The organism is Paraburkholderia hiiakae, from assembly GCF_904848665.1.
GTDB lineage: Bacteria > Pseudomonadota > Gammaproteobacteria > Burkholderiales > Burkholderiaceae > Paraburkholderia > Paraburkholderia hiiakae.
The window spans coordinates 1-24,528 of the sequence record NZ_CAJHCQ010000013.1 but is presented as its reverse complement, the minus strand read 5'-3'; the positions used below and the strand labels follow the sequence as shown (position 1 = coordinate 24,528).

The window sequence follows — 24,528 nt, the reverse complement described above, 5'->3', positions numbered from 1 at the left end:
CTCTGCCCCTGGACACGATGCAGTGTATCCAATGTTGCGCTGCGATAATATCTTAAAAAAAGAAAAACTTCAGTCTGGACAAGGGTTAGCGGCAAAACCTCAGGTGTAGCATGAGGTCACGGGCCTTTGTCATGTAGGAAAAATACTGACAGAGAAGGTATCGTATTTGTGTGACAACTGTAACGGCGTCAGCGACAAAATAAGGGGCCAAATTAAAGCGCGCGGGCGAAAAAAAACCGGAGCGCAAAGCTCCGGTTCTTCGAGTCGTGAGCGACCAGGGCGCGGCGCTTAGCCGACGAACGCCTTTTCCACCACGTAGTGACCCGGCTGGTTGTTGCTGCCTTCCTTGAGGCCGGCCTGCTCGAGCAGCTCGACGGTGTCGCGCAGCATGTGCGTGCTGCCGCAGAGCATGATGCGGTCGCGCTCCGGCGAGAACGGCGGCAGGTCGAGGTCTTCGAACAGCTTCTTCGTGTCGATCAGCTCGGTGATACGGCCGCGGTTGTCGAACACTTCGCGCGTGACGGTCGGGTAGTACACCAGCTTGTCGCGCACGATGTCGCCGAGGTATTCGTGCTCGCGCAGTTCTTCGGTGATGAAGTCCTTGTACGCGAGTTCGTCGACGAAACGGCAGGTGTGCGTGAGCACGATCTTGTCGAAGCGGTCGTAGATGTCCGGGTCCTTGATGATCGACATGAAGGGCGCGAGGCCCGTGCCGGTCGAGAGCAGCCACAGCACCTTGCCGGGCAGCAGGTTGTCGGCCACCAGCGTGCCGACGGGCTTCTTGCCGATCAGAACCTTGTCGCCGATCTTCAGGTGCTGCAGGCGCGACGTGAGCGGGCCGTCCGGCACCTTGATGCTCAGAAACTCCAGATGCTCTTCATAGTTCGCGCTCGCAAGCGAGTACGCGCGCATCAGCGGCTTGCCGTCCACTTCGAGGCCGACCATGGTGAACTGGCCGTTGTCGAAACGCAGGGCCTGGTCGCGCGTGCAGGTGAAGCTGAAAAGCGTGTCGGTCCAGTGATGGACGCTCAGAACGGTTTCTTCGGTGAATTTGCTCATGGTTCCTGAAGTGCGAAACAAGCGCCGCCTGACTGCGGCGATCCTGCCGGCCTGCTGTCCAGTACAGCGTAGCTTTGACGATATGCCCGGGACCCGGCTGCAAGGCTTTAGGCCACGGCAGGCAAGTCCCTGTTGTGTTGCCAGTTCGCTTCGCTGCGAACGAAGCGCAATCCACTATTTTACCGCGCTCGAGCCGCGAGGACGCGGTCGATCCTGCTTGTCGAGCCGCCTCGCCCGGGTTGGGTCCCCCAAGCGCCGCAAGGGAACGCGGCTCGCTGCGGCGTTGTGCTGGCTCCCGCACGCGGGCACAACACGCATCGGCGGGGTTTGCTGGCGACGGCAAAAGGTGGCGGCGAGGTCAGCCTCACGGCCTCGCGGGCCGGACTGGACCTTGCCAGGACCCGCGAGAGCGAGTCCTCGTACCGCTGGCAACGCGTGCCAGATCCCGATAAGGCGAACGGCGCGTGCGAATTTTCGGCTAAATGATACCGGAAGGTCTGACAGCCCGCAGCATTGACCCTGCTGGCGGGGCAGTTTCGGCGTGGTCTTTAGGCGCCGATGCGCGCGTAATGACGCCATTTTCGACGCTGCAGCAGTGATGCGGCAGTGCGTCGCGGCGCGTGAGGCGCATGACCCGACTTAGCGGTCGGCCGCGAGCTTCACGCCGAGCCCGATCAGCGCGGCGCCGCAAAATGCGTCGATGGGGCGGCGCAGGCGGCGATAGCCGCGCTGGGTGCGGTCGTCGGCGAACAGGAAGGCGAGACTGCAATGCCAGCCGAACGACATCGTCGCGACCGTGGCGAGCGCGACGCCATAGAACCACAGCGGCGGGTGCGCCGGAAACACGGCTGCGAACACGCTGGTCCAGAACACGCACGACTTGGGGTTCGTGAGGCAGGTGATGAGTCCCGCGCGCCAGGTGCGTAGCCACGTGCGCCGGTCGGCGGGAGGCAGCGGTGCGACTACGGCTTGCGCCGCGGCGGCCAGTTCGCGCCGCACGCCCGAGCGCAGCAGCTTGAGCCCGAACCAGACGAGATAGAGCGCGCCCGCGACGCGCACGCCGTTGTAGAGCCAGCCAATGTGCTGCAGCACGGCCGCGAAACCGAGCATGGCGAGCGCCGCCCAGAGTGTGGAGCCTACGCCGACGCCTGCCGCCGAGGCCACGCCCAGCCCGCGGCGGCCGGCAAGCGAAAGCTGCGTGACCATGAAGAAGTTGGGGCCGGGGCTGATGAGCGCAAACAGATAGACAACAACGATCTGCAGCAGCGTGGCGAGGTAATGCATCTGAGGACACCTGACGAAACGCTCGGCGCGCGCGACGCGACATCTTAGCGCGGGCCGGTGCCTGGCGGGGCGCGCCGCTGGCCCCGAACGGGGGAGTGTCGCGCGGATGCTTCGGCTGGGCAGCGCGGCGTTGTTCAGCGCGTCATTCTTCGAGCCGCAGGCGCGCCATGTACGGCAGGTGGTCGGAGAGCCAGGCGGTTTCCTGCGCGGGCTGGATCAGCTCGACGGGCTTGAGGCCCCGCACGAACATCTTGTCGAGCGCGAGCGCCGGGGAGAACGCCGGGAAAGTACGCGCGGGCTCACCGAGCAGCGTCGCGACTTCCTGCAGACCATGCTCTGCAAAAAGCGGGACGGAGTCGTTGCGCCAGTCGTTGAAGTCGCCGGCCAGCACGAGCGGCCCCTGCGGCGCCTCCTTCACGATCCAGTGTGCAATCCAGTTCATCTGTCGCAGCCGCGCGCTGCGCGTGAGCGCGAGATGCGCGCACAGCAGCGTGACGGACTGTCCGCCGACGTTTGCGCGCGCAACGAGCAGCCCGCGCCGCTCGAACCGGTGCGCGGAGATGTCCCAGCGTCCGCCCAGGTCGAGGGGATGCGGCGAGAGAATCGCATTGCCGTGCCGCCAGGAAGGCTTGAACACATTGGGCCCGAGGGCGATCTGCAATTCGAGCGCAGTGGCGATTTCGGTGGCCTGGCAGTGCCAGACGTCGTCGAGCGGGTCGCCCAGCTGCGCGCCGAAGGCGGAGGCCAGCATCGGCCGCGGCAAGCGGCGGGCCATCGCTTCCTGGAGAAACCAGGCGTCGGCGTGGGTGGACTGCACCCAGCGCCGCATGGCCTCCCAGGCCTCGAAGCCGAGCGGCGAGCGGCCTTTATGCAGATTCCAGCTCACGGCGACGAAGTCTTTGCTCGGCGAGGTGTCGATGAGCGGTTGTTCGGGATTTCGCATGCGTTCTTTTCTAACGGATTGGGTCACGCCGGGTCATGCATTGGATCTGTACGCTCACTTCGCGCTCACTGCGCGGACGGCGGCGCGAGCGTTGCGCGCACCCGGTACGCAAGCGAGGGGTGCTGGTCGACGATCTGCCAGGTCACCCATTGCCCGTCCGGCACGATCAGGCCCGGATGGCTCGCATTCACCTGACGCGGCTGCGGCGGCAGCCGGCAGCCTTCGGGCGTGCTCGGCGTGGCGTCGTTTTCGAGCGTTTCCTGCGCGTCGATCGAAAGGACGACCAGGTTCGCGCGCACCTGCAGCGGCGAAACGGTGATCGTGCGCGACAGATCGATGCTGCCTGCCGGCTGATCCTTGCAGCCCACGCTGTGCGAGACGACCTTGTGATGCGTGTCGGTGTGCGCCTGGCCGATCGAGGTCGTGGCATTGAACGCGTCGATTTGCTGGCCGTCTCGCATCACCTGCAGCTCCCACTGGACAGCGCCCTGCGTCACAGGTGCCGTTGCTGGTGCCACAGCAGTCGCGGCGGGGGCAGTCGGCGGCGGCGGCGGCGGTTCCGTCGGGGCTTGCGCGATCGGCGGGACGGGCGGTTCCGAAGCCGGCGCATAGGCCGCCTGCGGCGTTCCTTGCGCCAGCGCGCACACGCTCGTTCCCGCGAGGGCGGCGAACAGCGTCACGGCAAGGCAATGTTTCCACAACTTCATATGGGTGGCTCCGTGCACGGCGCCGCGCGAGGCGACAGTGTCGGCAACGCTACGGCGGGGCGGGTACGTTCTGACCATCGATCCTATACCGGGTTCGCAAACGCCGGACCGCAGCGGCTCAGTGGAGATGGGGGCGCGGCGGGCGCGCTTCAACCATAGCGCACCGAGCGATTGGTTATTGAAGCGCAACAACTACAAATATGGTGGGGGGATTTGTCGCAGATTGTTGTCGTGACTGCAACGCTGACTTGTTGCTTATCGGGATGGTTTTTCGATAGCCCGTGTTTACACTGGCTTCGACGTGTCCAACACGTCGTTTGGATTCCGCCGGCTGGCCAGCATGCGTTGCAAACCTTGCCGGGCATCGCCACGAAGGAGCATCGCCATGAAGACGTCCGTTACGCTTGCTGCCCTGCTGGTCAGCGCCACCACCGCCCTTGCCACCGCGCCCGCATTCGCGAGCGGCGATGCGCCGACATCGACGGTTCAATCGCTTCCCGTCGCGGCCGTCGCCACGAACGATGCCCCGAAGACGCGCGCGGAAGTGAAGGCCGAACTGGCCAGCGCCCGTGCTCACGGCGAACTGAGTCTGGACCCGAATTCGCCGGCTTATCCGCAGCAATACGCGATGGGCGGCTACACTGCGCCGCGCGAGCAGGCCACGGCGGGCTTCTTCCACGTTCGCAGCGCCGCCAACTGAGGCTTCGGCAGCCTCGCAACTCCCATCCTCTGTTCCCTTCCGCTCCTTCCTGGCGAGAGTCTGGCGTAGCCTTACTGCCGGGCGGCGTACAATTTTTGTCATGCGGTGGCGCGATTTTTGCGCTACCGGCCCCATGGCAGAGAGGATCGCGGCGCGGCCGACGTGCCTGCCGGCGCGGCGAAGGCGGGACGCAGGGACATGGACCAGATCGAATGCGTGGTGATCGGCGCGGGCGTGGTCGGCCTCGCCGTAGCGCGTGCGCTTGCCGCGCGCGGGCGCGAGGTGATCGTGCTCGAAGCCGCCGAGGCCATCGGCACCAGCACCAGTTCGCGCAATAGCGAGGTGATTCACGCCGGGCTCTACTACCCGCGCGGCTCGCTCAAGGCGACGCTCTGCGTGCGTGGGCGCGAAATGCTCTACGAGTACTGCGCGTCGCGCAACGTCACGCACGCGCGCTGCGGCAAACTGCTCGTCGCCACGGCGGCGAACCAGATTCCGCAACTCGAGGCGATTCGTGCGCGCGGCAAGGAAAACGGCGTGTTCGACCTCACGCGCATCAGCGGGAGCGAGGCGCTCGCGCTCGAACCGGCGCTCGAATGCGTCGCCGCCGTGTACTCGCCGCAAACCGGCATCGTCGACAGCCATCAGCTCATGCTCGCGCTGCAAGGCGACGCCGAGCGCGACGGCGCCGTGATCGCGCTGAAGTCGCCCGTCGAGTCGATCGATGCGACCGGCGGCGGCTTCACCGTCAGGACGGGCGGCGACGCGCCAATCGACATTCGCGCCGCCTGTGTCGTCAACAGCGCGGGCCTTTACGCTACGAAGCTCGCGAAGCGCATTCGCGGGTTCGACGCGCGCCACGTGCCGCCGTTTTATCTTGCGCGCGGTAATTACTTCAGCGTTTCGGGTCGTGTGCCGTTCACGCGCCTCATCTACCCGATGCCCAACGACGCCGGTCTCGGCGTGCATCTCACGCTCGACCTGGGCGGCCAGGCGCGCTTTGGCCCCGACGTCGAATGGATCGATGCAGTCGATTACGACGTCGATCCCCGCCGCGCCGAATCTTTCTACGCGCAGATCCGCACCTACTGGCCAGCGCTCCCCGACGGCGCCCTGCAGCCGGCCTACGCGGGCATCCGCCCGAAGCTCTGCGGCCCGGGCGAACCCGCCGCCGACTTCATGATCCAGGGCGCGGCTTCGCACGGCGTGCGCGGGCTCGTGAACCTGTTCGGCATCGAGTCGCCGGGGCTCACAGCGTCGCTCGCGATCGCTCAGCGCGTGTGCGAGATGGCTTCGTTCGATTGATCCGGCTTCGCTCCATTCTTCCGCGGGCGGCATCATGCCGCTCACTTATCTCCACCATTGCAGCGTCACCGGGGCTTGCTTCGTTGTTAAGCTTCTTCGCGACGCCGCCACCAGAGCGGCTCAGAGGCATGCGCGGCGCGAGCCACACAAAAGCGCCGTGCGAAAACCCAGCGAACGAATCGCCACAATACTGGAGTGAGTCATATGAAATCGTCCCGTCGCAGCTTTCTGATCACGAGCATCGGCGTCGCTTCGACGCTCGCGCTTTCGCGCCAGGCCTTCGCCGACGCGCCCAAGGCTGCCGAATCCGATCCCACCTCCCAGGCGCTCGGCTACAAGCTCGACGCGACCAAGGTCGACAAGGCGAAGTTCGCGAAGTACGCCGCCGGCCAGGACTGCAGCAACTGCACGTTTTACCAGGGCAAGGCCACCGACGCTTTCGCGCCGTGCCCGATGTTCGGCGGCAAGCAGGTCGCGGGCAAGGGCTGGTGCAGCGCATATAACAAGAAGGCGTGATGAAACGGCGCGGGCGGCGCAGCGCGTAGACCCCACACGTGCCTCACCGCCCGCGCGCGTCGTTCGTAAAAGCTCGGGCGCGCTAGAGCCGCGCCAGCAGCAAAGGCGGCCGACGGTTGAACCACGGCCGCGCCGCCTCCAGTTGCGCCGCGAGGCGCAGCAACAACGCGTCGTTGCCCTCGCGTGCGGCAAACTGAACGCCAATCGGCAGCCCACGAGCGTTCCACGCGAGCGGCACGGACATCGACGGCTGGCCCGTCAGGTTGAAAAGCTCCGTGCACCCCGCCCACGCGAATGCCTTGTTCGAGGCTTCGGTCAGCATCTTTCTCATCAGCACTTCCATCGGCATGGCCGTGACCGCGCGCATTTGTATGCGTTCGCTCTGGCTCGGCTTCAGTTCGCCGATCTTCACCGGCGGCGCGGCGAGCGTCGGGCACAGCAGCACGTCGTAGCGTTTCATCAGGTCGGCGAGTTGTGCCGTGATGCGCTGCTGCACGTCGAGCGCCGCGGGCAGCTCACGCTCGCCGAGTTTTTGGCCGATGTGCGCCATGGCCCACGTCGCGATCTCGAACTCCTGGCGGCGCGGCTTCGTGCCCGTGATGTCGTCCGCGTGCAGCACGTACTGTTCGGCCACCACCGACCACAGCATGAGAAACGCTTCGCGCGCCTCCCCGTAATTCACGGGCAGCGAATACGGCTCCACGCGATGGCCGAGCGAAGTGAGCAGCGCGGCGGCATCGTCGAGCGCGCCGCGCACTTCGGGCGAGAGCGTGTCCGCGAACATCGGCTCAGTCAGTAGCGCGATGGCAAGCGGCTTCGAGCCGTCGAGCGGCGTGCGCGCGGCGTCGAGGAACGTGCCGGGCGCGCCGGTGGGCAGCGCGGGGTCGCCGGCGATCAGGTCGAGCATGAGCGCGCTGTCACGCACGCTGCGCGAAACCGCGAGATCGACACCGAGCGCCCCGGGCGGCGGCGGCACGTCGGACGCCGGCTGGAACGCACGCGACGGTTTGAAGCCGAAGAGCCCGCAGCACGACGCCGGAATGCGGATCGACCCGCCGCCGTCGGACGCGTGCGCGAGCGGCACGATACCCGCCGCGACCGAAGCGGCCGCGCCGCCGCTCGAGCCGCCGGGGGTGTGATCGAGATTCCACGGGTTGCGGCACGCTCCGAACAGCTCGGGCTCGGTGTAGGGCATTTGCCCGAGTTCGGAGGCGCTCGTCTTGCCGAAGATGTTCAGGCCCGCAGCGCGAAAACGCGTGACCACGGGCGCGTCGGCGGTGGGAACGTAGTGGCGGTAATGGCGGCTGCCGAACGTCATGCGCAGCCCGGCCACCGCCGCGCCGAGGTCCTTTACGAGAAACGGCACGCCCGCGAGCGGTCCGACGCTTAGCGCGTTCACGCCGTTGCCGGACGCCTCGATGCGCAGCGCGCGCTCGCGCGCGGCCTCGTAGTCCTTGAGGACGATGGCGTTGATCGCGGGATTGGTGGCTTCCGCGCGGGCGATGGCGGTGTCGAGCAGTTCGCGCGCGCTCACTTCGCGGCGGCGCACGAGTTCGGCGAGGCCGATGGCGTCGTATTCCAGATAGTCGGACTGCAAGGCGCGCACTCCTCGTCTTCGGGTTGGGGCTGGGCTGGATTGGGACCGCGTTCGGGCCGCGTTGGGGCGATAGAGGCAGCGTACGCAAGGAGTGTAAGCGGGCAGCGTGCTCGCTGGGCGTGTCGTTGCGCACGCATCGATGCGCCAGGGCATGCGCGGGCAACGACAGCCGGGCGGCGGCGAGGCATCAACGCAACAACCGCCGCCGCCCGTGGGACAACGGTATTACAGGTGCTCGGCGAGGAAGCTCAGCGTGCGGCCGTGCGCGAGCGCCGAAGCGTGCTGGTTGTACGACGCGCGCACCGAGCAGTTGAAGCCGTGATCGGCGTTCGGGTACAGATGGAACTCGGCGTTCGGGCGGCCCGCGAAACGCTCCTTCACCTGGCCCACCGCCGAGAGCGGAATGCCGTGATCGAGTTCGGCGTAGTGGAAGAGGATCGGCTTGGTGACCTTGTCGGCGAGGTCGAGCTGATTCTGGATGCCGCCGCCGTAGTAGGACACCGCCGCATCCACCGAGCCGCTCGCGGCCGCAAGGTAGGCAAGACGGCCACCAAAGCAGTAGCCGATCGTCGCGACCTTGCCCGTGCACTCCGGCAGCGCGCGCAGCGCGGCCGCCGTCGCGGCGATGTCCTCGACCACGAGGTTGACGTCGGTCTTCTGCATCAGCGCGATGCCGCGATCGCGGTCCGCGCCGACGTATTCGAGTTCGACGCGCGGGGCCGCCCGCCAGAACACGTCGGGCGCGATCGCAACGTAGCCGTCGAGCGCGTATTGCTCGACGACGTCGCGGATGTGTCCGTTCACGCCGAAGATCTCCTGGAGGATGACGATGCCCGGGCCCTTGCCGCCCTTGGGCAGCGCGAGATACGCGCCGAAGCTGTCATTGCCGGCGGGAATGTCGATCCATTTGGTCGAAACGCTCATGTTGTTTCTCCGTCTTCATTAACGAGTCATGCAATGCGCCGCAGTGGGCTGGCGGTGGACTGGCAAGCGGCCAGCGCGCCGCCCGTGCGCATCGCGAAATCGGGGAGCCAGTTTGCCATAGGCCCTTGAACCTCTGCAGCGCCGGTCAATCTCGCAAGCGGATCGTAATGATCTCGATTATTCATTTTTCGGGCAGACGGGCTTTGGCTAGAGTCGGTAGCGATTTGTATCGTCACGCCTCATTCAGCTATATAAGGATCGCGTCATGAGTTCTGTTCCCGCGTTGCGCACGTCGCCCGAGTCTTCCACACCGTTCAGCCGCCGCTTCGGTTTGCGCCTGCCGCTCGTGCAGGGGCCGATGGCGGGCGGTCCGACCACGCCCGCGCTCGTCGCGGCGGTCTCGAACGCAGGCGGACTCGGCTTTCTCGCTGGGGCGGCGCTTGCGCCCGAGAAGATCGCGAGCGAAGTCGCCGCGATTCGCGCACTCTCGGACAAACCCTTCGGCGTGAATCTCTTCGTCCTCGACGCGGCGAATCCCAACGAAGCCACCGTGCGCCGCGCGCTCGAAGCCGTCGATCCGCTGGCGGCGCACTTCGGTCTGCCGCCGGGCGCTGCGCTCGCCCGTTACGCGCCCGACTTTCGCGCACAGCTCGACACGGTGATCGAGCTGCGCGTACCGGTGGTGAGCTTTACGTTCGGCCTTTTGCCCGCAGCCGATGTCGTGCGCCTGCACGCGGCGGGCAGCTACGTGATGGGCACGGCGACGCACGTGGCCGAAGGCCTCGCGTGGCGCGATGCGGGCGCGGATGCCATTGTCGCGCAAGGCGCCGAAGCGGGCGGCCACCGCGGCACGTTCATCGGCGAGGCGCCGCACGCGCTCGTCGGCACGATGGCGCTCGTGCCCCAGCTTGTGGATGCGGTCGGCCTGCCTGTGCTGGCGGCGGGCGGCATCATGGACGGACGCGGCATCGTCGCGGCACTCGCGCTGGGCGCGCAAGGCGTGCAGATGGGCACCGCGTTTCTCGGCTGTGCCGAAAGCGCGATTCCTGCCGACTGGAAGGCGCGGCTGCGTGCATCGACGGATACCGCGACCTCGGTCACGCGCGCGATCACCGGGCGCCACGCGCGCGGCATTCGCAATCGGCTCATGCAGCAACTCGAGGCGCGGCACGAAACGGTCGCGCCGTACCCCGTGCAGAACGCACTCACGCAGCCGTTGCGGCAGCGTGCAGCGCGCGAGAACGACGGCGATTATCTTTCGCTGTGGTCGGGGCAGGGCGCGCCGCTCTCGCGCACGCGCGACGACGGTCTCGGCGCCGGACAAATCGTCGAAGCCCTCGATGCCGAATGGCGCGCGGTGCTCTGCAAACTCAGTCACGCGTCGTAAGACACGTAGTCGCATCAGATGCGCGTGGCAACGTATCGGCATCCGAAATTAATCGAATACTTACTTGAACCGGTACGCGCTAAAAAGCGCGTGGGCGACAGCCGTGCGACTCGCAAACGTTATCGAGAATGCGAGGGATTTTCATATCGTCGCAACACGTCCTGGTGTATTCCCGGAACGGGTGCGCTAACACACCAATAACTCCTGTTAAATAATCTCAAAAACGATTCGCGCCGGGCGCCTCAGGGAATCTCCCAATAATTGGACCCACAGTCGGGATGCCTTATTACACAAGGCTTGCGGTCGATTGATCAGGGTTTCGAACTGTTCTTGCAGTACGCATATTGGTACTCGCACCAATATCTGAAAAAAGTCCCCCAAATTAATTTGATCACCTACACTTGCGCGCAAGTATGGATGGGCGGCCCGCCATGAACGGGTCATTCGCCATGCTGGCCAGGTGCATCAAGGATGCATCCTGCGTGGTCGTCCGCACGGGGAGCGACACGTTCGGGGCGCGGGAGCACTGGGCGATTACGTAGCTTTTGGGTTCGAAACTGGAGACTTACATGAATATCAAGCTTCACAAGCTGTTGCCGATTAGTGCTGCGGCGATGCTGGCTGCGTCGTTCGCAACGGTGGCGAGCGCTGACGAAACGATCAAGATTGGTCACGTCGCGCCGCTGACGGGCGGCATTGCGCACCTCGGCAAAGACAACGAAAACGGCGCACGTCTCGCAGTCGAAGAGATCAACGCGAAGGGCCTCGTGATCGGCGGCCAGAAGATCACGCTCGTGCTCGACGCACAAGACGACGCGGCTGACCCGCGCACGGCCACCCAGGTCGCGCAAAAGCTCGTCGACGACAAGGTCGTTGCCGTCGTTGGCCACTTGAACTCGGGCACGTCGATCCCGGCATCGAAGATCTATAGCGATGCAGGCATCGTGCAGATCTCGCCGTCGGCCACGAACCCGGCCTACACGCAACAAGGCTTCAAGACGACCTACCGTGTCGTGGCGACCGACGCCCAGCAGGGTCCGGCGCTCGCGAACTACGCGGCCAAGAACCTGAAGGTCAAGACCGTTGCTGTGGTCGACGACTCGACGGCTTATGGCCAGGGTCTCGCGAACGAATTCGAGAAGACCGCGAAGGCGCTCGGCATGACCGTGGTGTCGCATGACGCGACCAACGACAAGGCCGTGGACTTCCGCGCTATTCTGACGAAGATCAAGGGCGAAAACCCCGACGCGATCATGTACGGCGGCATGGACGCCACCGGCGGCCCGTTCGCGAAGCAAGCCAAGCAGCTTGGCCTGCGCGCGAAGGTGCTCGCGGGTGACGGCGTCTGTACCGACAAGCTGGCCGACCTCGCCGGCGACGCGACCGACAACATCGTGTGTTCGGAAGCAGGCATGGCGCTCGAAAAGATGCCGGGCGGCAAGGAATTCGAAACCAAGTTCGAGAAGCGCTTCGGCCAGCCGATCCAGATCTACGCACCGTTCACGTATGACGCTGTGTACATCATCGTCGACGCAATGAAGCGTGCGAACTCGACGGATCCGGCAAAGATCCTCGCCGAAATGCCGACCACGGACTACAAGGGCGTGATTGGCGAGACGACCTTCGATTCGAAGGGCGACCTCAAGCACGGCGTGATCTCGCTGTACAACTACAAGTCGGGCAAGAAGTCGCTGCTCGACGTCGTGAAGATGTAAATCGCGCTTAGCGATTTCGCTCACGCGATTGAAAAAGCCCGCGGGTTTTCGGACCCGTGGGCTTTTTTGTTTGGCGTTTCGCGTGACGCGGCAACCGGTGCGCTGTTAGATCCCCAGCCGCCGCAACACCTTCGGCCCCGCAAACGCCACGAGTGCCGCGCACAACGCGACGACGGCGAGCCCGACCGTGAGATTGGTCACCTGCGTAATGCCGCCGATCACCACCGGCCCGAACAGCAGGCCGAAATACGCGATGCCCGCCACATGCGCGAGCCCTTCGGCCGCGTGGATGCCTTTCACGCGCGCGGCGGCTGCGAACAGCACCGGCATCATGTTGGCGAGGCCGAGGCCCATGAGCGTGAAGCCCGTGAGCGCCGTGAACGAGTACGGCAGCAGCAGTGCGCCGATCATGCCGGCGCATGCCAGCGACGCGCTCGCCATCACGAGCTGCGGCGCGCCAAAGCGTGCGCGCACGGCGTCGCCGGCGAAGCGCGCCGCGGCCATGCCGCCCGAGAACGCCGCGTACGCTGCGCTGGCGAGCGCAGGCGTTGCGAGCACTACGTCTCGCATATAGACCGTGGCCCAGTCGTACATCGCGCCTTCGGCGATCAGCGCGATGAGCGCGATGGCGCCGAGCGCCCAGAGCGCGGGCGTACGCCAGCGGTTGCCGGTTTTCGCGTGCTCACCGTGCGTGGCGTGCGGTACATGCGGCAGGACGGCCGGGCACGAGACAAAGAGCACGAGCGCCGCAAGCGCCGAAGCCAGAAAGAGATGAAGCGCTGGCGCCATGCCGCGCGCGAGCAGCGCGCCGCCAATCGCCGCGCCGGCCATGCCGCCCAGGCTGAACATGCCGTGCAGCCCCGACATGATCGGCTTGGCGACGGCTTCTTCCACGGCGCTCGCCTCGGCGTTCATGGCGACGTCGAGCGTGGCCATGCCCACGCCGAAAAACGCGAGCACGACGATCAGCATCCAGTAATACGGGACGACCAGGATCAGCGCGCCGCACACGGACATCGTGAGGCCGCCGGTGAGGCACGCGCGTCGCGAGCCCACGCGCGCGATCCAGCCGCCGATGGCCGTCATCGCGGCGATCGAGCCCCCCGCTACCGCGAAAAGCGCGTATGAAAGCAGCGCCGGGCTCAGATGGAACTTGTCGCGCACCGTCGGCACGTGCACGCCCCACGACGCGTACATCATTCCGGCAACGAAAAAGAGCGCCATGGTCGCGATGCGCGCGCGATGACGCGTGGCGGCAGGCAGCGCCCGATGGTGGGCGGCGGGGCTCGCCACGCGGAGGGCGGGATCGGTCGGGCGGTCGGACACGGGAATTTCGGGCAGAAGGAAGAGAAGGGACCAGGAAGGCGCCTGAAAGCAAACGATGATTCTAACGAAGGTCCGACTCGCCTGTCGGAACGCGTTTGTCGAGCCAGCTGCTCTAATATCGGGAGGATCCATCGTTCGAGGACGCGCCCTTGAAGATTCCCGCTCACGCCCCGCTGCATCTGCTGCATCAGACGGCCACCGGCACGCTCGCCACGCACTCGCGCGAGCCGCGCGGCTTCCCGTATCCCACGCTGCTGCCGTTCGCTCCCGACGCGCGGCACCGCCCGGTGATACTCGTGAGCCGGTTGGCCGAGCACACGCGCAATCTGCTCGACGACCCGCGCGCGGGCTTTCTCGTCGCGCACTCGCCCGACGCCGATGTGCTCAACGCACCGCGCGCCACGCTGCTCGGCCGCTTCGAACCGGTCGATGCCGCCGCCCGCGAAGGGAGCGAGGCGCTGGCGCGGCGCTACGTGCGCTATCACCCGGACGCCGAGCGTTATCTCGCACTCGGCGACTTCACGTTCTGGGTGATGCAGATCGAGCGGCTGCGCTACATCGGCGGCTTCGGCGCGATGGGCTGGATGGACGGCACCGACTTCGACCCGTTGGAGCCACTCGCAAGCGCCGACGAAATCACGCTGATCCGCTTTTTCGAAGCCCACCCCGCGCGCCGCGCCGGACTGGATCTGGCAGGGGTGGACCGCTACGGCGCCGATCTCGTGATCGACGGCGCACGCACGCGCTTCGTTTTCGATGCGCCGCAGTCTGATTTGCAATCCTTGCATGCGGTGCTAGCGGATTGCATTGAGCGTCATATGCCCTGACGGGATTTTTCCGCCAATGCGGGCGTTATCCGGCTGCCTATATAGCGTGCCGTTTCATGCTGCTTCGCAGCAATCGCTTTCTGTCCCCATTGATTCACTCAAAGTTCTCATGCGATGAAATGTTTGACGTATTTCAAAGCATTTAATTTTCATCTGCTGCTAATTACGAGATGTGAATTTATCCGGCAAATGCGAGATTTAGTAAAAATACCGATTTGCACGAAATGACAATGAGTTAGGCCCTTGTTGGAAGCGACAGGATTCGAAATCTGGGTTAAATTATTTTTACTTCTTACGCGCATCCCGGCATTCAATTCTGTGTTAATCTCGCCACCGATTTCCGAGGCACGCGTCTATCAATCGGCATACTGGCGCGAGATCAGTAGCCATTAAGATCAAACCACAAGGGCACCTATGTCTTCCTACAAGGAACTCCTCGCTCAGCGAGAAAAGCTGGAAAAGCAGATTGAAGAGGCGAAGGCTCGCGAATATGCCGAGGTCCTCGACGAAATCAAGCAGAAAATGGCCGACTACGGCATTACCCTGGCAGAACTCGGTGGTGGCCGCGCCAACGCCAAAGCCGCGAAGGCAGCCAGCCGTTCGCGTGCGAGCGTCGCGCCGAAATACCGCGATCCCGACAGCGGCAGCACATGGTCGGGCCGTGGCAAGCCGCCGCGCTGGATCGCCGGTCAAGACCGCGATCGTTTTCTGATCCAGAAGTAAATCAACTTATCAGCGGCGCGTTTGAACGCGCTGCGCATGAGTCGAAGCAGGAGCGGAGTCAGGCAAGGTATCTCCTGATTCCCGAAAACCAGAAGCCGCGCAGTCCGGGGACGCGCGGCTTTTTGATTTTCTGCGCCGCGTTGCGCCCCTCCGGGTCGGAACGGGCAGTACCCATGGCGTGAATGCGAATGCTTCCTGGTATTGTAGGCATCTGATTTAAAAGAGATTTTTAGGGCTATCCATAAAATCGACGCATACGGTCGCTACAATCGCGGTTATTCCCTAATTTGCTCTCTCGCCGCGTATGACTTCTTCCGCCGCCCCACCGTTATCAGATAAACACGAGGTCGCGCGCCGGACCACGTGGGTCAGCGTTGCCGTCAATAGTGTTCTGGTGGTGCTGCAAATCGTCATCGGCGTGTTTGCGCATTCGCAGGCGTTGATCGCCGACGGCGTTCATTCACTGGCCGATATCGTTTCCGACTTTGTCGTGCTGCTCGCCAACCGGCATAGCGGCGCAAAACCGGACGCCGATCATAACTACGGCCACAGCCGTTATGAGACGGTCGCGTCGTTATTCCTCGGCGCATTATTAATTGCGGTGGGCGTTGGCATGCTGGTGCGCGCCGGCACGCGCCTTATGAATCTCGGCGATATTCCGGCGCTGCACGTGAGCGCGCTGATCGTTGCGCTCCTCGTGCTGGTTTCCAAGGAGGGGCTGTTTCGCTACATGCTGCGCGAGGCGCAGCGCGTGCGCTCGGCCATGCTGATCGCCAATGCGTGGCATGCGCGCTCGGACGCGGCTTCGTCGCTCGTGGTGGCTATCGGCATCGTGGGCAGCCTCGCGGGCGTGCGGCTGCTCGATCCGATCGCGGCGGCCATTGTCGGCTTCATGGTCGCGCGCATGGGTTGGGTGTTCGGCTGGGACGCGCTGCAGGACCTCTCCGACCGCGCACTCGACGAAGCCGCCGCGGCTGACCTGCGTGCGCTCCTGACGACCACGCCGGGTGTGCTCGACGTGCACGAGATGCGCACGCGCAAGACCGGCGACCTCGCGCTCGTGGATGCGCACATCCTCGTCGATCCGCTGATTTCGGTTTCGGAAGGGCATTACATTGCGGAGACGGCGCGCGCTCGCCTGCTCACCGATTCACGCGTGCTCGATGCGCTGATTCACGTCGATCCCGAAGACGACATGCATGTGCGCTCCGTGGCCAACTTGCCGCCGCGCGACGACGTGTCGGAGCGGCTGCGAAACGCGCTGTCGGAGCATGACGTGCATGTCGAAGCGGTGACGCTGCACTACTTGAGTACGGGGCTGGAAATTCAGGTGGTGCTGGCCGCGGCGGACGACGCGCGCCGCGTGGCCTCGATGGACCTGGAAGCGCTGCGCGCGAGCCTTGGCGCGAGCAAGCTCGACGTGATGCAGTCGCTCGATACGCACGGCACGCCGGCCACGCGCGATAAACCGCGCGAGACACATTGAATCGCGGTGAGAGGCACGGCAAAAACGCCGCCGCGCCTTCGCGGCTTCAAAGCGGCAATTGCGTGTCGAACTTGATTTCCCGCAGCACGACGCTCGTGCGCACCTGCGCCACCGCGGGAATGCGGAAGATGCGCTCGTGCAGGAAGGCGTCATAGGCCTTGATGTCGGGCGCAACGATCTTGAGGATGTAGTCCGATTCACCCGTGGTGCTGTAGCACTCGGTGACTTCGGGGCAGGTGGCGATCTCGCGCTCGAAGGCCTCGACGCCGCCTTCGGTGTGTCGCGTGAGATGGATATGCGCGAGTGCGCAGACGTGCAGGCCAAGCTTCTCGCGATCGAGCAGCGCCGTGTAGCGCTGGATCACGCCCGACTGTTCCATGTCCTTGATACGGCGCCAGCACGGCGTGCTGGAAAGCCCAACCTGGTCGGAGATTTCCTGCACCGAGCGGCGCGCGTCGAGCTGCAGCAGGCGCAGGATCTTCTGAGAGAACGTATCGAGTGTCAACTGCGCCTCCATTGCGTCGCTGTATTCCTGAATGTTAGAGGCCAGGAGAACGGAACGCAATGTAAAGCGCTGCTGACGAGGGAGATCACCTAATTTGCCGGAGTGCTCGCGGCGTTTTCCCCTGAGTCGTCCCCATCTGCGGCCAGCGCGGCTTGCTGTACGCGCAGGTCGGCCAGCATGTTGCAGAAGAGGGCGCCTTGCTCGATCGCGTCGTCGAGCGCGACGTGCGTGTGCGGATGGTCGTCGAACCAGTGTTTCGGAAAGCGCGGCTTGATGCACTTGCGGTACGGCAGGCCCGTCATCGCGAAGGCGAGCGTCTTGATGTCGAGCGCCGACCACGAGAACGGGCAGCGTCCGGCGAAGCGCATCATGTACCAGAACATGAAGGTGAAATCGAAGCCCGCCGGCATCGCCACGAACACGGGCTTGCCAGGCAGTGCCTCGACCCATTCCACATAGGCGACGAGCGCCGCGGCCGGATCTTGCAGATCCTTGCGGCAAGCGGCCCAGGCCTCGGGTTGTGTCTCCCACCAGGCGGCCTGCACGGGGTGCGGCGCGGCGCCTTCGAGCATCTCGAGATTGGCCGAGAACGTGGCGATCAAACGCTTGTCGGCGGTATACGCCGCCGAAGCAAAACTCAGCATCGAATGCGGGCCGGGAATGGGACCATCGGCCTCGACGTCGGTGCTGACGTAGATCTCCTCAATAGCGGCTTGATTCATCGTACTTTTCACTCTCATCCAGGTACGCCATCTGCGACGTAGGGGTTGGAGCGGCGCTCCTCGCCAAATGTCGAAACCGGGCCGTGGCCCGGCACGAACGTGACGTCGTCGCCGAGCGGCCAGAGCTTTTCGCGGATCGAACGAATCAGGTCCGCATGATTGCCGCGCGGAAAGTCCGTGCGGCCGATCGAACCCGCGAACAGCACGTCGCCCACCGTGGCGACCCGGTGCTTGCGGCTGAAGAAGATCACGTGACCCGGCGTGTGCCCGGGGCAGTGATAGACCTCAAGTTCCTCGTCGCCAAAGCGCACCGTATCGCCGTCGTGAAGCCAGCGCGCGGGCTCGAACGCCTCGGCGTGACCGAAGCCGAAGCGCACGCTCTGCTGCGGCAATTGATCGATCCAGAAACGCTCGTCTTCCTGCGGCCCTTCGATCGGCACGCCGAACTTCGTAGCGAGCGCCTTCGCGCCGGCACAGTGGTCGAGGTGGCCATGGGTGAGCAGCACCTTTTCCAGCTGCACGCCCTGGCGCTCGATGTCGGCCTCGATGCGCTCGAGGTCGCCGCCCGGATCGACGACGGCAGCGCGGTTCGTCGTTTCGTCGACAAGTAGCGAGCAGTTTTGCTGGAACGGCGTGACGGGAATCAGCGTGATTTTCATGTGGGGTTCGGGTGTCGCGGGGCGCACGCAACCGCGCTTCGAAAGCGACGGTGCGCGGCGGTGGCCCCAGCCAAAGGACCGATTGTACCGGTGTGCAGGAAGCGCCGCCGACACGGCCCGCGGCGGACCGAATCCCTTGTCTGACAAGGGATCTGGCTGCGCAAGACGAACGGCTTTGTTACATCAATAGTGAAAAATCATGGAGATTTGTGGGGCATCGGCGTGACAGGAATAACTTTTGGGTATAATGCGACCCATCAACGCACGGAATTCGTGCTTTCAAAGGGCGGTGTGACCTTCGCATAAAAAGAGGTCGCATACATCGCCGTCAAGCAGTGCTGTTGTTGAAGGCCGGCCGAAAGAGGCTGCCTTACAAGATAGCAAATCAGGTATCGATCCGTTCGATGCCGCACGTCTTGTCCAGCCAGGTGCCACGCGCCTGCAACGGCCTACATGCCGTGACGCTGGATGGGGCCTACGCCGCCGTTCCTGTGCGCCGAGAGTTTCCGGCGTGCCTGAACGAGTTTCATCGTTCGATGGCGGCATGTGGGGTCTGGTCAGGCTGCCGGGGACAGGTTGCGCCAGACGTGAAAGATAACTAGCGGTTAGCGGCTTATTAGGGCTGCATCCGGGCATTGGCACGCGTTCGCCTTTTTCATTCCAGGCGCGCGATGGCGAAGCCATGCCTGCGACCGCCGTAGCCTTCCGATAACGCGCATTCATGGCGCGGGACAGGCTTCGAACACGTGATGGCAATGTTATGAACCTTAGACTGACTCGACGACGACTCGGGAGTCTCGCAGCCGTGTCCATACTGGCCGGTTGCGCCATGCCGCCCGGCCAGCAGGACCAGGCGGCCAGCGACGCCCTTCGCACGACGGACGCGGCCTTCACTGCGCCGCAGGGCTACGGCTCCGCGCTTGCCGCGCTGCCCGCATCGGGTACCGAGAAGGACAACTCGCTCGCGAACGCCGAGGCGATCGACGAGAACAGCCCGGACGTCCACTCGTTCCACCAGACCGGCCGCGCCTCGTGGTATGGCCGCGCGTTCCATGGCCGACGCACCGCAAGCGGCGAGCGCTTCAACATGCAAGCGCTCACGGCTGCCCACCGCACGCTGCCGCTCGGCTCGTATGTGCGCGTGAGCGTGCCTGGCACGTCGAAGTGGATTGTGGTGAAGATCAACGACCGTGGCCCGTTCGCACGTGGCCGCGTGCTCGACCTCTCGTATGCCGCAGCCAAGCTCCTTGGCGTGCAGCACGCGGGTACGGCGAAGGTGAACATCGAAGGCCTCTCGCGCCAGGAAGCGAAGGTCGCGCAAGCGGAGATGGTTACTGCGAACTTGAACATCGACCACTAAGCGTTTCGTTTGGGCGTGGCGCTGAGTGCGCCGCGACGCGCCCGAGACTGAGCCGCCTGGTAGTGTTGGATGCATACGCGAAGGGCCGCCTGATTGACTCAGGCGGCCCTTCGGTTTTTCTGCCTCGTGCCTCTGGCCGTTATCGGCTGGGCGGCTCAGTCGTCTGATTCTTCCTCGCCTTCACCCTTCAATTCCAGCGCCCGCGCGTAGAGCGCGTTACGCGACGCGCCTGTGAGCGCCGCCGCGATCTTCGCCGCGCCCTTCACCGGCACTTCCTGAAGCAGCACGCGCAAGAGCGCGTCGTGATCGGCTTCGCCTTGTGCCTGCTCGCTCGCGCCTTCCACCACCAGGACGAACTCGCCGCGCTGATGGTTTGCATCCGCTGCAAGCCACGTTGGCGCTTCGGCCAGGGTGCCGCTCCAGAGCGACTCGTGTAGCTTTGTCAATTCGCGGGCGATGAGGATGCGGCGCGCGGGACCGAACGCATCGGCGAGCGACTGCACGGTTTCGACGATGCGATGCGGGGCTTCGTAAAACACCATTACGTGCGTATGCGCGGCGAGCGGCTGTAATGCGGCTGCGCGTTGCTTGGGCTTGGGCGGCAGAAAACCGAGGAACGTGAACGTCGACACCCAGTCGCCGGCAGCGGAAAGCGCCGTTGCGAGCGCGCTCGCGCCGGGGAGTGGCACGACGTTCAGGCCTGCGGCACGCACGGCGTCCACGAGCTTGGCGCCCGGATCGGAAATGCCGGGCGTGCCCGCGTCGGAAACACAGGCCACGCGCTCGCCCGCGCGCAGAAACTCGATCACGCGTTGCGCCGCTTCGCGCTCGTTGTGCTCGTGCACGGCGACGAGCGGCTTCGAAATACCGTAGCGCGCGAGGAGCTGGCCGGTGTTGCGCGTGTCTTCGGCGGCGATGCGATCCACGAGACCGAGCACATGCAGCGCGCGCAAGGTGATGTCGGCGAGATTGCCGATGGGCGTTGCCACGACGTACAGCGTGGCGGCCGGATACTGCTGGGCCTGTGCGAGTTCGAAGGGGGACGAGAGGGACGTCATGACACGCAACGCGCGAATGCAGGGGAAGAGGCCGACATTGTGCCACGCGGGCGCGAGCGCACCCGAGGGAAGCGGCGCGAGCGAACGCGCGCGCGCAGACAACTTTTGTGCGCGAGCGCAGTCGAATGCCAAACGCCGCGCGACGGGCGCGCGCTTCGAAGCGCACGCGTTAGCGTATTTGCGGCGCGAGCGGCTGGATCTGGTCGCGCGCAACGTGAATTGTCGAGGCGGCGAACTCGATCTCGTGATGCGCGAGCGGGACGGCACATTGGTTTTCGTGGAAGTACGCGCACGCGCGCGGCCGGAATTCGGCGGCGCGGCGGCAAGCGTGGGCTGGCGCAAACAGCAACGCGTGCTGCGCGCGGCGCGCTACTTCCTCGCGACGTGGCCAGGTGCCGATGTGAACGGCAAAGCGAACACGGAAGTGCGAACACCGCCCGCGTGCCGCTTCGACGTGATCGCGTTCGAGAGCGGCCGTCTCGTGTGGCTGCGCGACGCGTTTCAGGCGCAAGCGCACGAGAGCTAAAACTGAGGCAATAAAAAGAAGGGTGAAAATGAACGCCCTCGAGTGCGCTAAACTTGCGGCACGCCGCAACACGCGGAAATTTTGCGATACCCGCAGTACAGATTAGAGAGTCGATGTCCGTCGAACGCATTCAACAGCACTTCCGCGATAGCGCAGCCATTACGCTCGCGGCCATGGAAACCCTGGCGGTCCCGATTGCCGCCGCGGTCGATACGATGTTCGCCGCGCTGGCGAACAGCAACAAGATCCTCGCATGTGGCAATGGCGGATCCGCCGCCAACGCCCAGCAACTCGCCGCTGAACTGATCGGCCGGTTCGAGCGCGAACGCCCGGGGCTGCCCGCGCTCGCGTTGACCACCGACGCGTCGGTGATCACCGCCGTTGCCAACGACTACGCGTACGAGCAGGTATTCGCGAAGCAGGTGCGCGCGCTCGGCCAGCCTGGCGATGTGCTGCTCGCCATCACGACGTCGGGCAACTCCGTGAACGTGCTGGCCGCCATTCAGGAAGCGCACGAACGAGAAATGGTCGTGATCGCGCTGACCGGCAAGGGCGGCGGCGACGTGAATGGCGTGCTCGCCGATACCGACATCCAGCTATGCGTGCCGAGCGAGCGGACGGCGCGTATTCAGGAAGTGCATCTGCTCACGCTCCACTGCCTGTGCGATGGCATCGACGCGATGCTGCTGGGCGAAGACTGACACCGTAAGACAAAGAGAGGGGAAGTTGATGAGCAGATACGGCATGACGCGCGCGCTGGCACGGACCACGCTGACGATCGGCTTCGCAGCCTCGCTTTGCGCAAGCCTGCAGGGCTGCTTCCTGGCGCTGGCGGGCGCGGCAGGCGGCACGGCACTGGTGGCAACCGACCGGCGCACGGTGGGCTCGCAAACCGAGGACCGCGAGATCCAGGTGAAGGCGCTGGCCGATCTTGGCAAGCAACTGCCCGATACGGCGCACGTGAACGTGGCGGTGTTCAACCAGCGCGTGCTGATTACGGGTGAAGTGCCCGACGACGCATCGAAGCAGAAGGCCGAGAGCATTGTGCGAGCCGTGACGAACGTGGAGTCGATCGTCAACGAGCTGGCCGTACAGCCGGCTAGCTCGTTCTCCTCGCGCGCGAACGACTCGTACCTCGAAGGACGCGTGAAGGCGGAGCTGATTGCCTATAAGGACATCTCCGCGAACAACTTCAAGGTGGTGAGCGAGCGCGGCACGATCTATCTGATGGGGCTTGTTACGCCCGATGAAGGCAATATCGCCGCTAATGCGACTGCCGGGGTGATGGGCGTGGCGCAGGTGGTGAAGTGCTATCAGTACATCGATCCGCAGCAGGCGGCGGTGGCGACAGCGGCTGCGGCGAGTGCCCCGGCGGCGGCGCCTGCTGCCGATGCGCCGACGGTGGGGGCAGTGCCGGATTCGGGCGTGACCTCGCAGCCGATTGACCACCAACCGCCCGCGCCGGTAACGAATTCTTCGGCTACGCGGTCGGGGAATTCGGGGGCTTTGTGATGCGGAGTTTTGTTGGTGTTTTTGTTGCGGCGGTGGTGGTTGTTGGGGCTGGTTTTGGGTTCGCTGCGCCGGCTTTTGCTGCCGTGGCGGATGGGTTGAAGGTGGCTCAGGCTAATGCTTGCATGGGATGCCATGCGGTCGATCGCAAGCTTGTTGGGCCATCGTTTAAGGATGTCGCTGCCAAGTACAAGGGCGATGCCGCCGCGCAGGCCAAGCTGGAGAAGAAGGTGCGCGACGGTGGGGCTGGGGTTTGGGGGGCTATTCCCATGCCCTCTCACCCTGGGATGAGCGCCGCCGATATCCAATCCGTCGTGGGCTGGGTGCTCGCTGGAGCGTCTTCGAAGTAGGTTTGCTTGGGGTCAAATTTGACGCTTGGCAAAACGGATTTTGTGTGTGTAGAATCGGTAGTTCGTTGGGGCGGTAGCTCAGCTGGGAGAGCGTCGCGTTCGCAATGCGAAGGTCGTGAGTTCGATCCTCATCCGCTCCACCATCAGACATTCCAGGCAGTTCCGCAGTATTCCGCAAACCCCGCGTCCCGTAAGGCTCGCGGGGTTTTTGTTTCCACTTTTGGATGTGGTTTCCGTTGACAGCCGGGGGCATTTCGGCGCAGCTTTGGGGGCATTAGGCCTTATTTCCTAGCCGGCCAGAATTTGTGCCCCCACGCAACGGGAGGTGTCCGATGCCTCTTACCGATCTGGAAGTTCGCCGCGCCGCGCCGCGTGAGAAGACGTACCGGGTCTCCGATGGCCGTGGAATGTATCTCGAAATTACCGCCTCCGGCGGGAAGTACTGGCGCCTCAAATATCGCTTCAACGACCGGGAGAGGCGACTGGCGCTGGGTGTCTATCCCGATGTGACGCTCGCTCACGCGCGAAGGAAGCGCGATGAAGCTCGCGCGCTGCTCGCCGATGGCATTGATCCCGGCCAGGCTAAGAAGGACAAGAAACGCCTGGCGCGGCTCAACGCGGCCTCCACCTTCGAAGCTGTCGCGCTCGAGTGGTTCGAGCAGCAGGAGCCCGGCTGGGCAGCTAGCCACTCCGAGAAGGTCATGGGGCGGCTGAAGAAGGACCTGTTTCCCTGGCTGGGTCCGCGCCCCATTGCCGACATCAGCCCGCCTGAAGTCCTCGAAGTGCTGCGCCGTGCTGAGAAGCGCGGTGCTCACGACACCGCACACCGGCTTCAGCAGAACTGCGGCCAGATCTTTCGCTACGCCGTGGTAACCGGGCGCGCGATGCGGGATGTGAGCGCCGATTTGCGCGGCGCGCTGCGACCTAATCGGCATACCCATTTCGCCTCGATTACGGATCCACAGAGGGTCGGGGAAATGCTGCGCGCCTTCGATGGTTTTACTGGAACGTTGGTCGTGCGCGTGGCGCTGCAACTTGCGCCGCTGCTATTCGTGCGACCCGGCGAGTTGAGGCAGGCCGAGTGGGCGCACATTGACCTGGAACGGCGCGAATGGCGCTATATCGTTTCCAAGACAAGCACGGAACATTTAGTGCCACTAGCAACGCAAGCGGTGGAAATGCTGAAAGAGTTGCAAGCGATGACGGGCAAATGGCGTTACGTTTTTACGGGTGTCACGGATCGGCGTAATCGAGCCGGGGATGATCGGCGTAATGAGGCCACCTGGAATGGCCCCGAAACGCGATTTCGAAGGGACTCAAGAATGCGGTTTTTTGCCTGA

At 64.5% G+C, this 24,528-nt stretch carries 25 protein-coding genes and 1 tRNA gene; 15 read left to right on the top strand and 11 right to left on the bottom strand.

All coding sequences use genetic code 11. From position 1 onward, the window contains the following. Positions 1-288: 288 nt before the first annotated feature. From JMY28_RS23330 to JMY28_RS39000, 4 genes are all read right to left on the bottom strand, one after another. Positions 289-1,059 (bottom strand): ferredoxin--NADP reductase, encoded by a 771-nt coding sequence (locus JMY28_RS23330; RefSeq protein WP_201698277.1) that lies wholly within the window; start codon positions 1,057-1,059, stop codon positions 289-291. A gap of 639 nt (positions 1,060-1,698) precedes the next feature. Continuing rightward, positions 1,699-2,343, bottom strand: coding sequence for a LysE family translocator (locus JMY28_RS23325; RefSeq protein ID WP_201698276.1), 645 nt, complete (start codon positions 2,341-2,343; stop codon positions 1,699-1,701). 142 nt (positions 2,344-2,485) lie between these two features. Further along, positions 2,486-3,286 carry an endonuclease/exonuclease/phosphatase family protein gene (locus JMY28_RS23320; protein WP_201698275.1) on the bottom strand — a complete coding sequence of 267 codons (801 nt, stop codon included), beginning with the start codon at positions 3,284-3,286 and terminating at the stop codon, positions 2,486-2,488. A 65-nt stretch (positions 3,287-3,351) separates the two neighbouring features. Then, entirely contained in the window at positions 3,352-3,987 is a 636-nt protein-coding gene (locus tag JMY28_RS39000) for a hypothetical protein (protein ID WP_407945531.1), read from the bottom strand. A 391-nt stretch (positions 3,988-4,378) separates the two neighbouring features. Here JMY28_RS39000 and JMY28_RS23310 point away from each other — a divergent pair, with 391 nt between their 5' ends. From JMY28_RS23310 to JMY28_RS23300, 3 genes are all read left to right on the top strand, one after another. Further along, complete coding sequence (locus tag JMY28_RS23310) at positions 4,379-4,693, top strand: DUF4148 domain-containing protein (RefSeq protein WP_201698274.1); 315 nt, start codon at positions 4,379-4,381, stop codon at positions 4,691-4,693. Positions 4,694-4,891: 198 nt separating this feature from the next. Continuing rightward, positions 4,892-5,998: an NAD(P)/FAD-dependent oxidoreductase gene (locus JMY28_RS23305; protein WP_201698273.1), complete on the top strand. Its 1,107-nt coding sequence runs from the start codon at positions 4,892-4,894 to the stop codon at positions 5,996-5,998. Positions 5,999-6,202: 204 nt separating this feature from the next. Beyond that, positions 6,203-6,514, top strand: coding sequence for a high-potential iron-sulfur protein (locus JMY28_RS23300; RefSeq protein ID WP_028203157.1), 312 nt, complete (start codon positions 6,203-6,205; stop codon positions 6,512-6,514). 82 nt (positions 6,515-6,596) lie between these two features. Here JMY28_RS23300 and JMY28_RS23295 read toward each other — a convergent pair whose 3' ends face one another. Both JMY28_RS23295 and JMY28_RS23290 read right to left on the bottom strand, forming a co-directional pair. Continuing rightward, complete coding sequence (locus JMY28_RS23295; RefSeq protein ID WP_201698272.1) at positions 6,597-8,111, bottom strand: amidase; 1,515 nt, start codon at positions 8,109-8,111, stop codon at positions 6,597-6,599. Between the two features lie 225 nt (positions 8,112-8,336). Next, complete coding sequence (locus tag JMY28_RS23290; protein WP_201698271.1) at positions 8,337-9,035, bottom strand: dienelactone hydrolase family protein; 699 nt, start codon at positions 9,033-9,035, stop codon at positions 8,337-8,339. Positions 9,036-9,300: 265 nt separating this feature from the next. Here JMY28_RS23290 and JMY28_RS23285 point away from each other — a divergent pair, with 265 nt between their 5' ends. Next, positions 9,301-10,422: an NAD(P)H-dependent flavin oxidoreductase gene (locus tag JMY28_RS23285; protein ID WP_201698270.1), complete on the top strand. Its 1,122-nt coding sequence runs from the start codon at positions 9,301-9,303 to the stop codon at positions 10,420-10,422. A 569-nt stretch (positions 10,423-10,991) separates the two neighbouring features. After that, complete coding sequence (locus JMY28_RS23280) at positions 10,992-12,137, top strand: branched-chain amino acid ABC transporter substrate-binding protein (RefSeq protein WP_201698269.1); 1,146 nt, start codon at positions 10,992-10,994, stop codon at positions 12,135-12,137. Between the two features lie 105 nt (positions 12,138-12,242). On the opposite strand, the gene JMY28_RS23275 is transcribed toward JMY28_RS23280, so the two are convergent. Next, positions 12,243-13,463: an MFS transporter gene (locus JMY28_RS23275; RefSeq protein ID WP_201698268.1), complete on the bottom strand. Its 1,221-nt coding sequence runs from the start codon at positions 13,461-13,463 to the stop codon at positions 12,243-12,245. A 149-nt stretch (positions 13,464-13,612) separates the two neighbouring features. On the opposite strand from JMY28_RS23275, the gene JMY28_RS23270 reads away from it, so the two are divergent. From JMY28_RS23270 to JMY28_RS23260, 3 genes are all read left to right on the top strand, one after another. Continuing rightward, the gene (locus JMY28_RS23270; protein ID WP_201698267.1) at positions 13,613-14,290 is read left to right on the top strand and encodes a HugZ family pyridoxamine 5'-phosphate oxidase; all 678 of its coding nucleotides are present in this window, start codon (positions 13,613-13,615) and stop codon (positions 14,288-14,290) included. A gap of 414 nt (positions 14,291-14,704) precedes the next feature. Further along, positions 14,705-15,013, top strand: a complete 309-nt coding sequence (locus JMY28_RS23265; RefSeq protein ID WP_091993872.1) for an H-NS histone family protein — start codon at positions 14,705-14,707, stop codon at positions 15,011-15,013. A gap of 304 nt (positions 15,014-15,317) precedes the next feature. Next, positions 15,318-16,499 carry a cation diffusion facilitator family transporter gene (locus JMY28_RS23260; protein WP_201698266.1) on the top strand — a complete coding sequence of 394 codons (1,182 nt, stop codon included), beginning with the start codon at positions 15,318-15,320 and terminating at the stop codon, positions 16,497-16,499. A 46-nt stretch (positions 16,500-16,545) separates the two neighbouring features. On the opposite strand, the gene JMY28_RS23255 is transcribed toward JMY28_RS23260, so the two are convergent. From JMY28_RS23255 to JMY28_RS23245, 3 genes are all read right to left on the bottom strand, one after another. Beyond that, positions 16,546-17,016 (bottom strand): Lrp/AsnC family transcriptional regulator, encoded by a 471-nt coding sequence (locus JMY28_RS23255; protein ID WP_174479506.1) that lies wholly within the window; start codon positions 17,014-17,016, stop codon positions 16,546-16,548. A gap of 77 nt (positions 17,017-17,093) precedes the next feature. After that, entirely contained in the window at positions 17,094-17,726 is a 633-nt protein-coding gene (locus JMY28_RS23250; protein WP_201698265.1) for a 3'-5' exonuclease family protein, read from the bottom strand. A gap of 14 nt (positions 17,727-17,740) precedes the next feature. Further along, complete coding sequence (locus JMY28_RS23245; RefSeq protein ID WP_201698264.1) at positions 17,741-18,385, bottom strand: MBL fold metallo-hydrolase; 645 nt, start codon at positions 18,383-18,385, stop codon at positions 17,741-17,743. A 760-nt stretch (positions 18,386-19,145) separates the two neighbouring features. Between JMY28_RS23245 and JMY28_RS23240 the strand changes: the two genes are divergently transcribed. Next, positions 19,146-19,745: a septal ring lytic transglycosylase RlpA family protein gene (locus JMY28_RS23240; RefSeq protein WP_201698263.1), complete on the top strand. Its 600-nt coding sequence runs from the start codon at positions 19,146-19,148 to the stop codon at positions 19,743-19,745. 155 nt (positions 19,746-19,900) lie between these two features. Here the strand turns inward: JMY28_RS23240 and rsmI are convergent, their stop codons facing one another. Then, the gene (rsmI, locus tag JMY28_RS23235; protein WP_201698262.1) at positions 19,901-20,803 is read right to left on the bottom strand and encodes a 16S rRNA (cytidine(1402)-2'-O)-methyltransferase; all 903 of its coding nucleotides are present in this window, start codon (positions 20,801-20,803) and stop codon (positions 19,901-19,903) included. On the opposite strand from rsmI, the gene JMY28_RS23230 reads away from it, so the two are divergent. From JMY28_RS23230 to JMY28_RS23205, 6 genes are all read left to right on the top strand, one after another. Further along, on the top strand, positions 20,802-21,329 hold the full coding sequence (locus JMY28_RS23230; RefSeq protein ID WP_201698261.1) for a YraN family protein: 528 nt from the start codon (positions 20,802-20,804) through the stop codon (positions 21,327-21,329). The two genes, rsmI and JMY28_RS23230, sit on opposite strands and share 2 nt — an antisense overlap. Before the next feature lie 113 nt (positions 21,330-21,442). Further along, a complete protein-coding gene (locus tag JMY28_RS23225; protein WP_201698260.1) occupies positions 21,443-22,030 on the top strand; it encodes a phosphoheptose isomerase in 588 nt (195 codons plus the stop codon). Between the two features lie 28 nt (positions 22,031-22,058). Then, positions 22,059-22,841: a BON domain-containing protein gene (locus tag JMY28_RS23220; RefSeq protein ID WP_201698259.1), complete on the top strand. Its 783-nt coding sequence runs from the start codon at positions 22,059-22,061 to the stop codon at positions 22,839-22,841. After that, positions 22,841-23,188: a c-type cytochrome gene (locus JMY28_RS23215; RefSeq protein ID WP_201698258.1), complete on the top strand. Its 348-nt coding sequence runs from the start codon at positions 22,841-22,843 to the stop codon at positions 23,186-23,188. Before JMY28_RS23220 ends, JMY28_RS23215 begins: the two co-directional genes overlap by 1 nt. Before the next feature lie 67 nt (positions 23,189-23,255). After that, a tRNA-Ala gene (locus JMY28_RS23210) sits at positions 23,256-23,331 on the top strand. Positions 23,332-23,520: 189 nt separating this feature from the next. Further along, entirely contained in the window at positions 23,521-24,528 is a 1,008-nt protein-coding gene (locus JMY28_RS23205) for a tyrosine-type recombinase/integrase (protein WP_201698257.1), read from the top strand.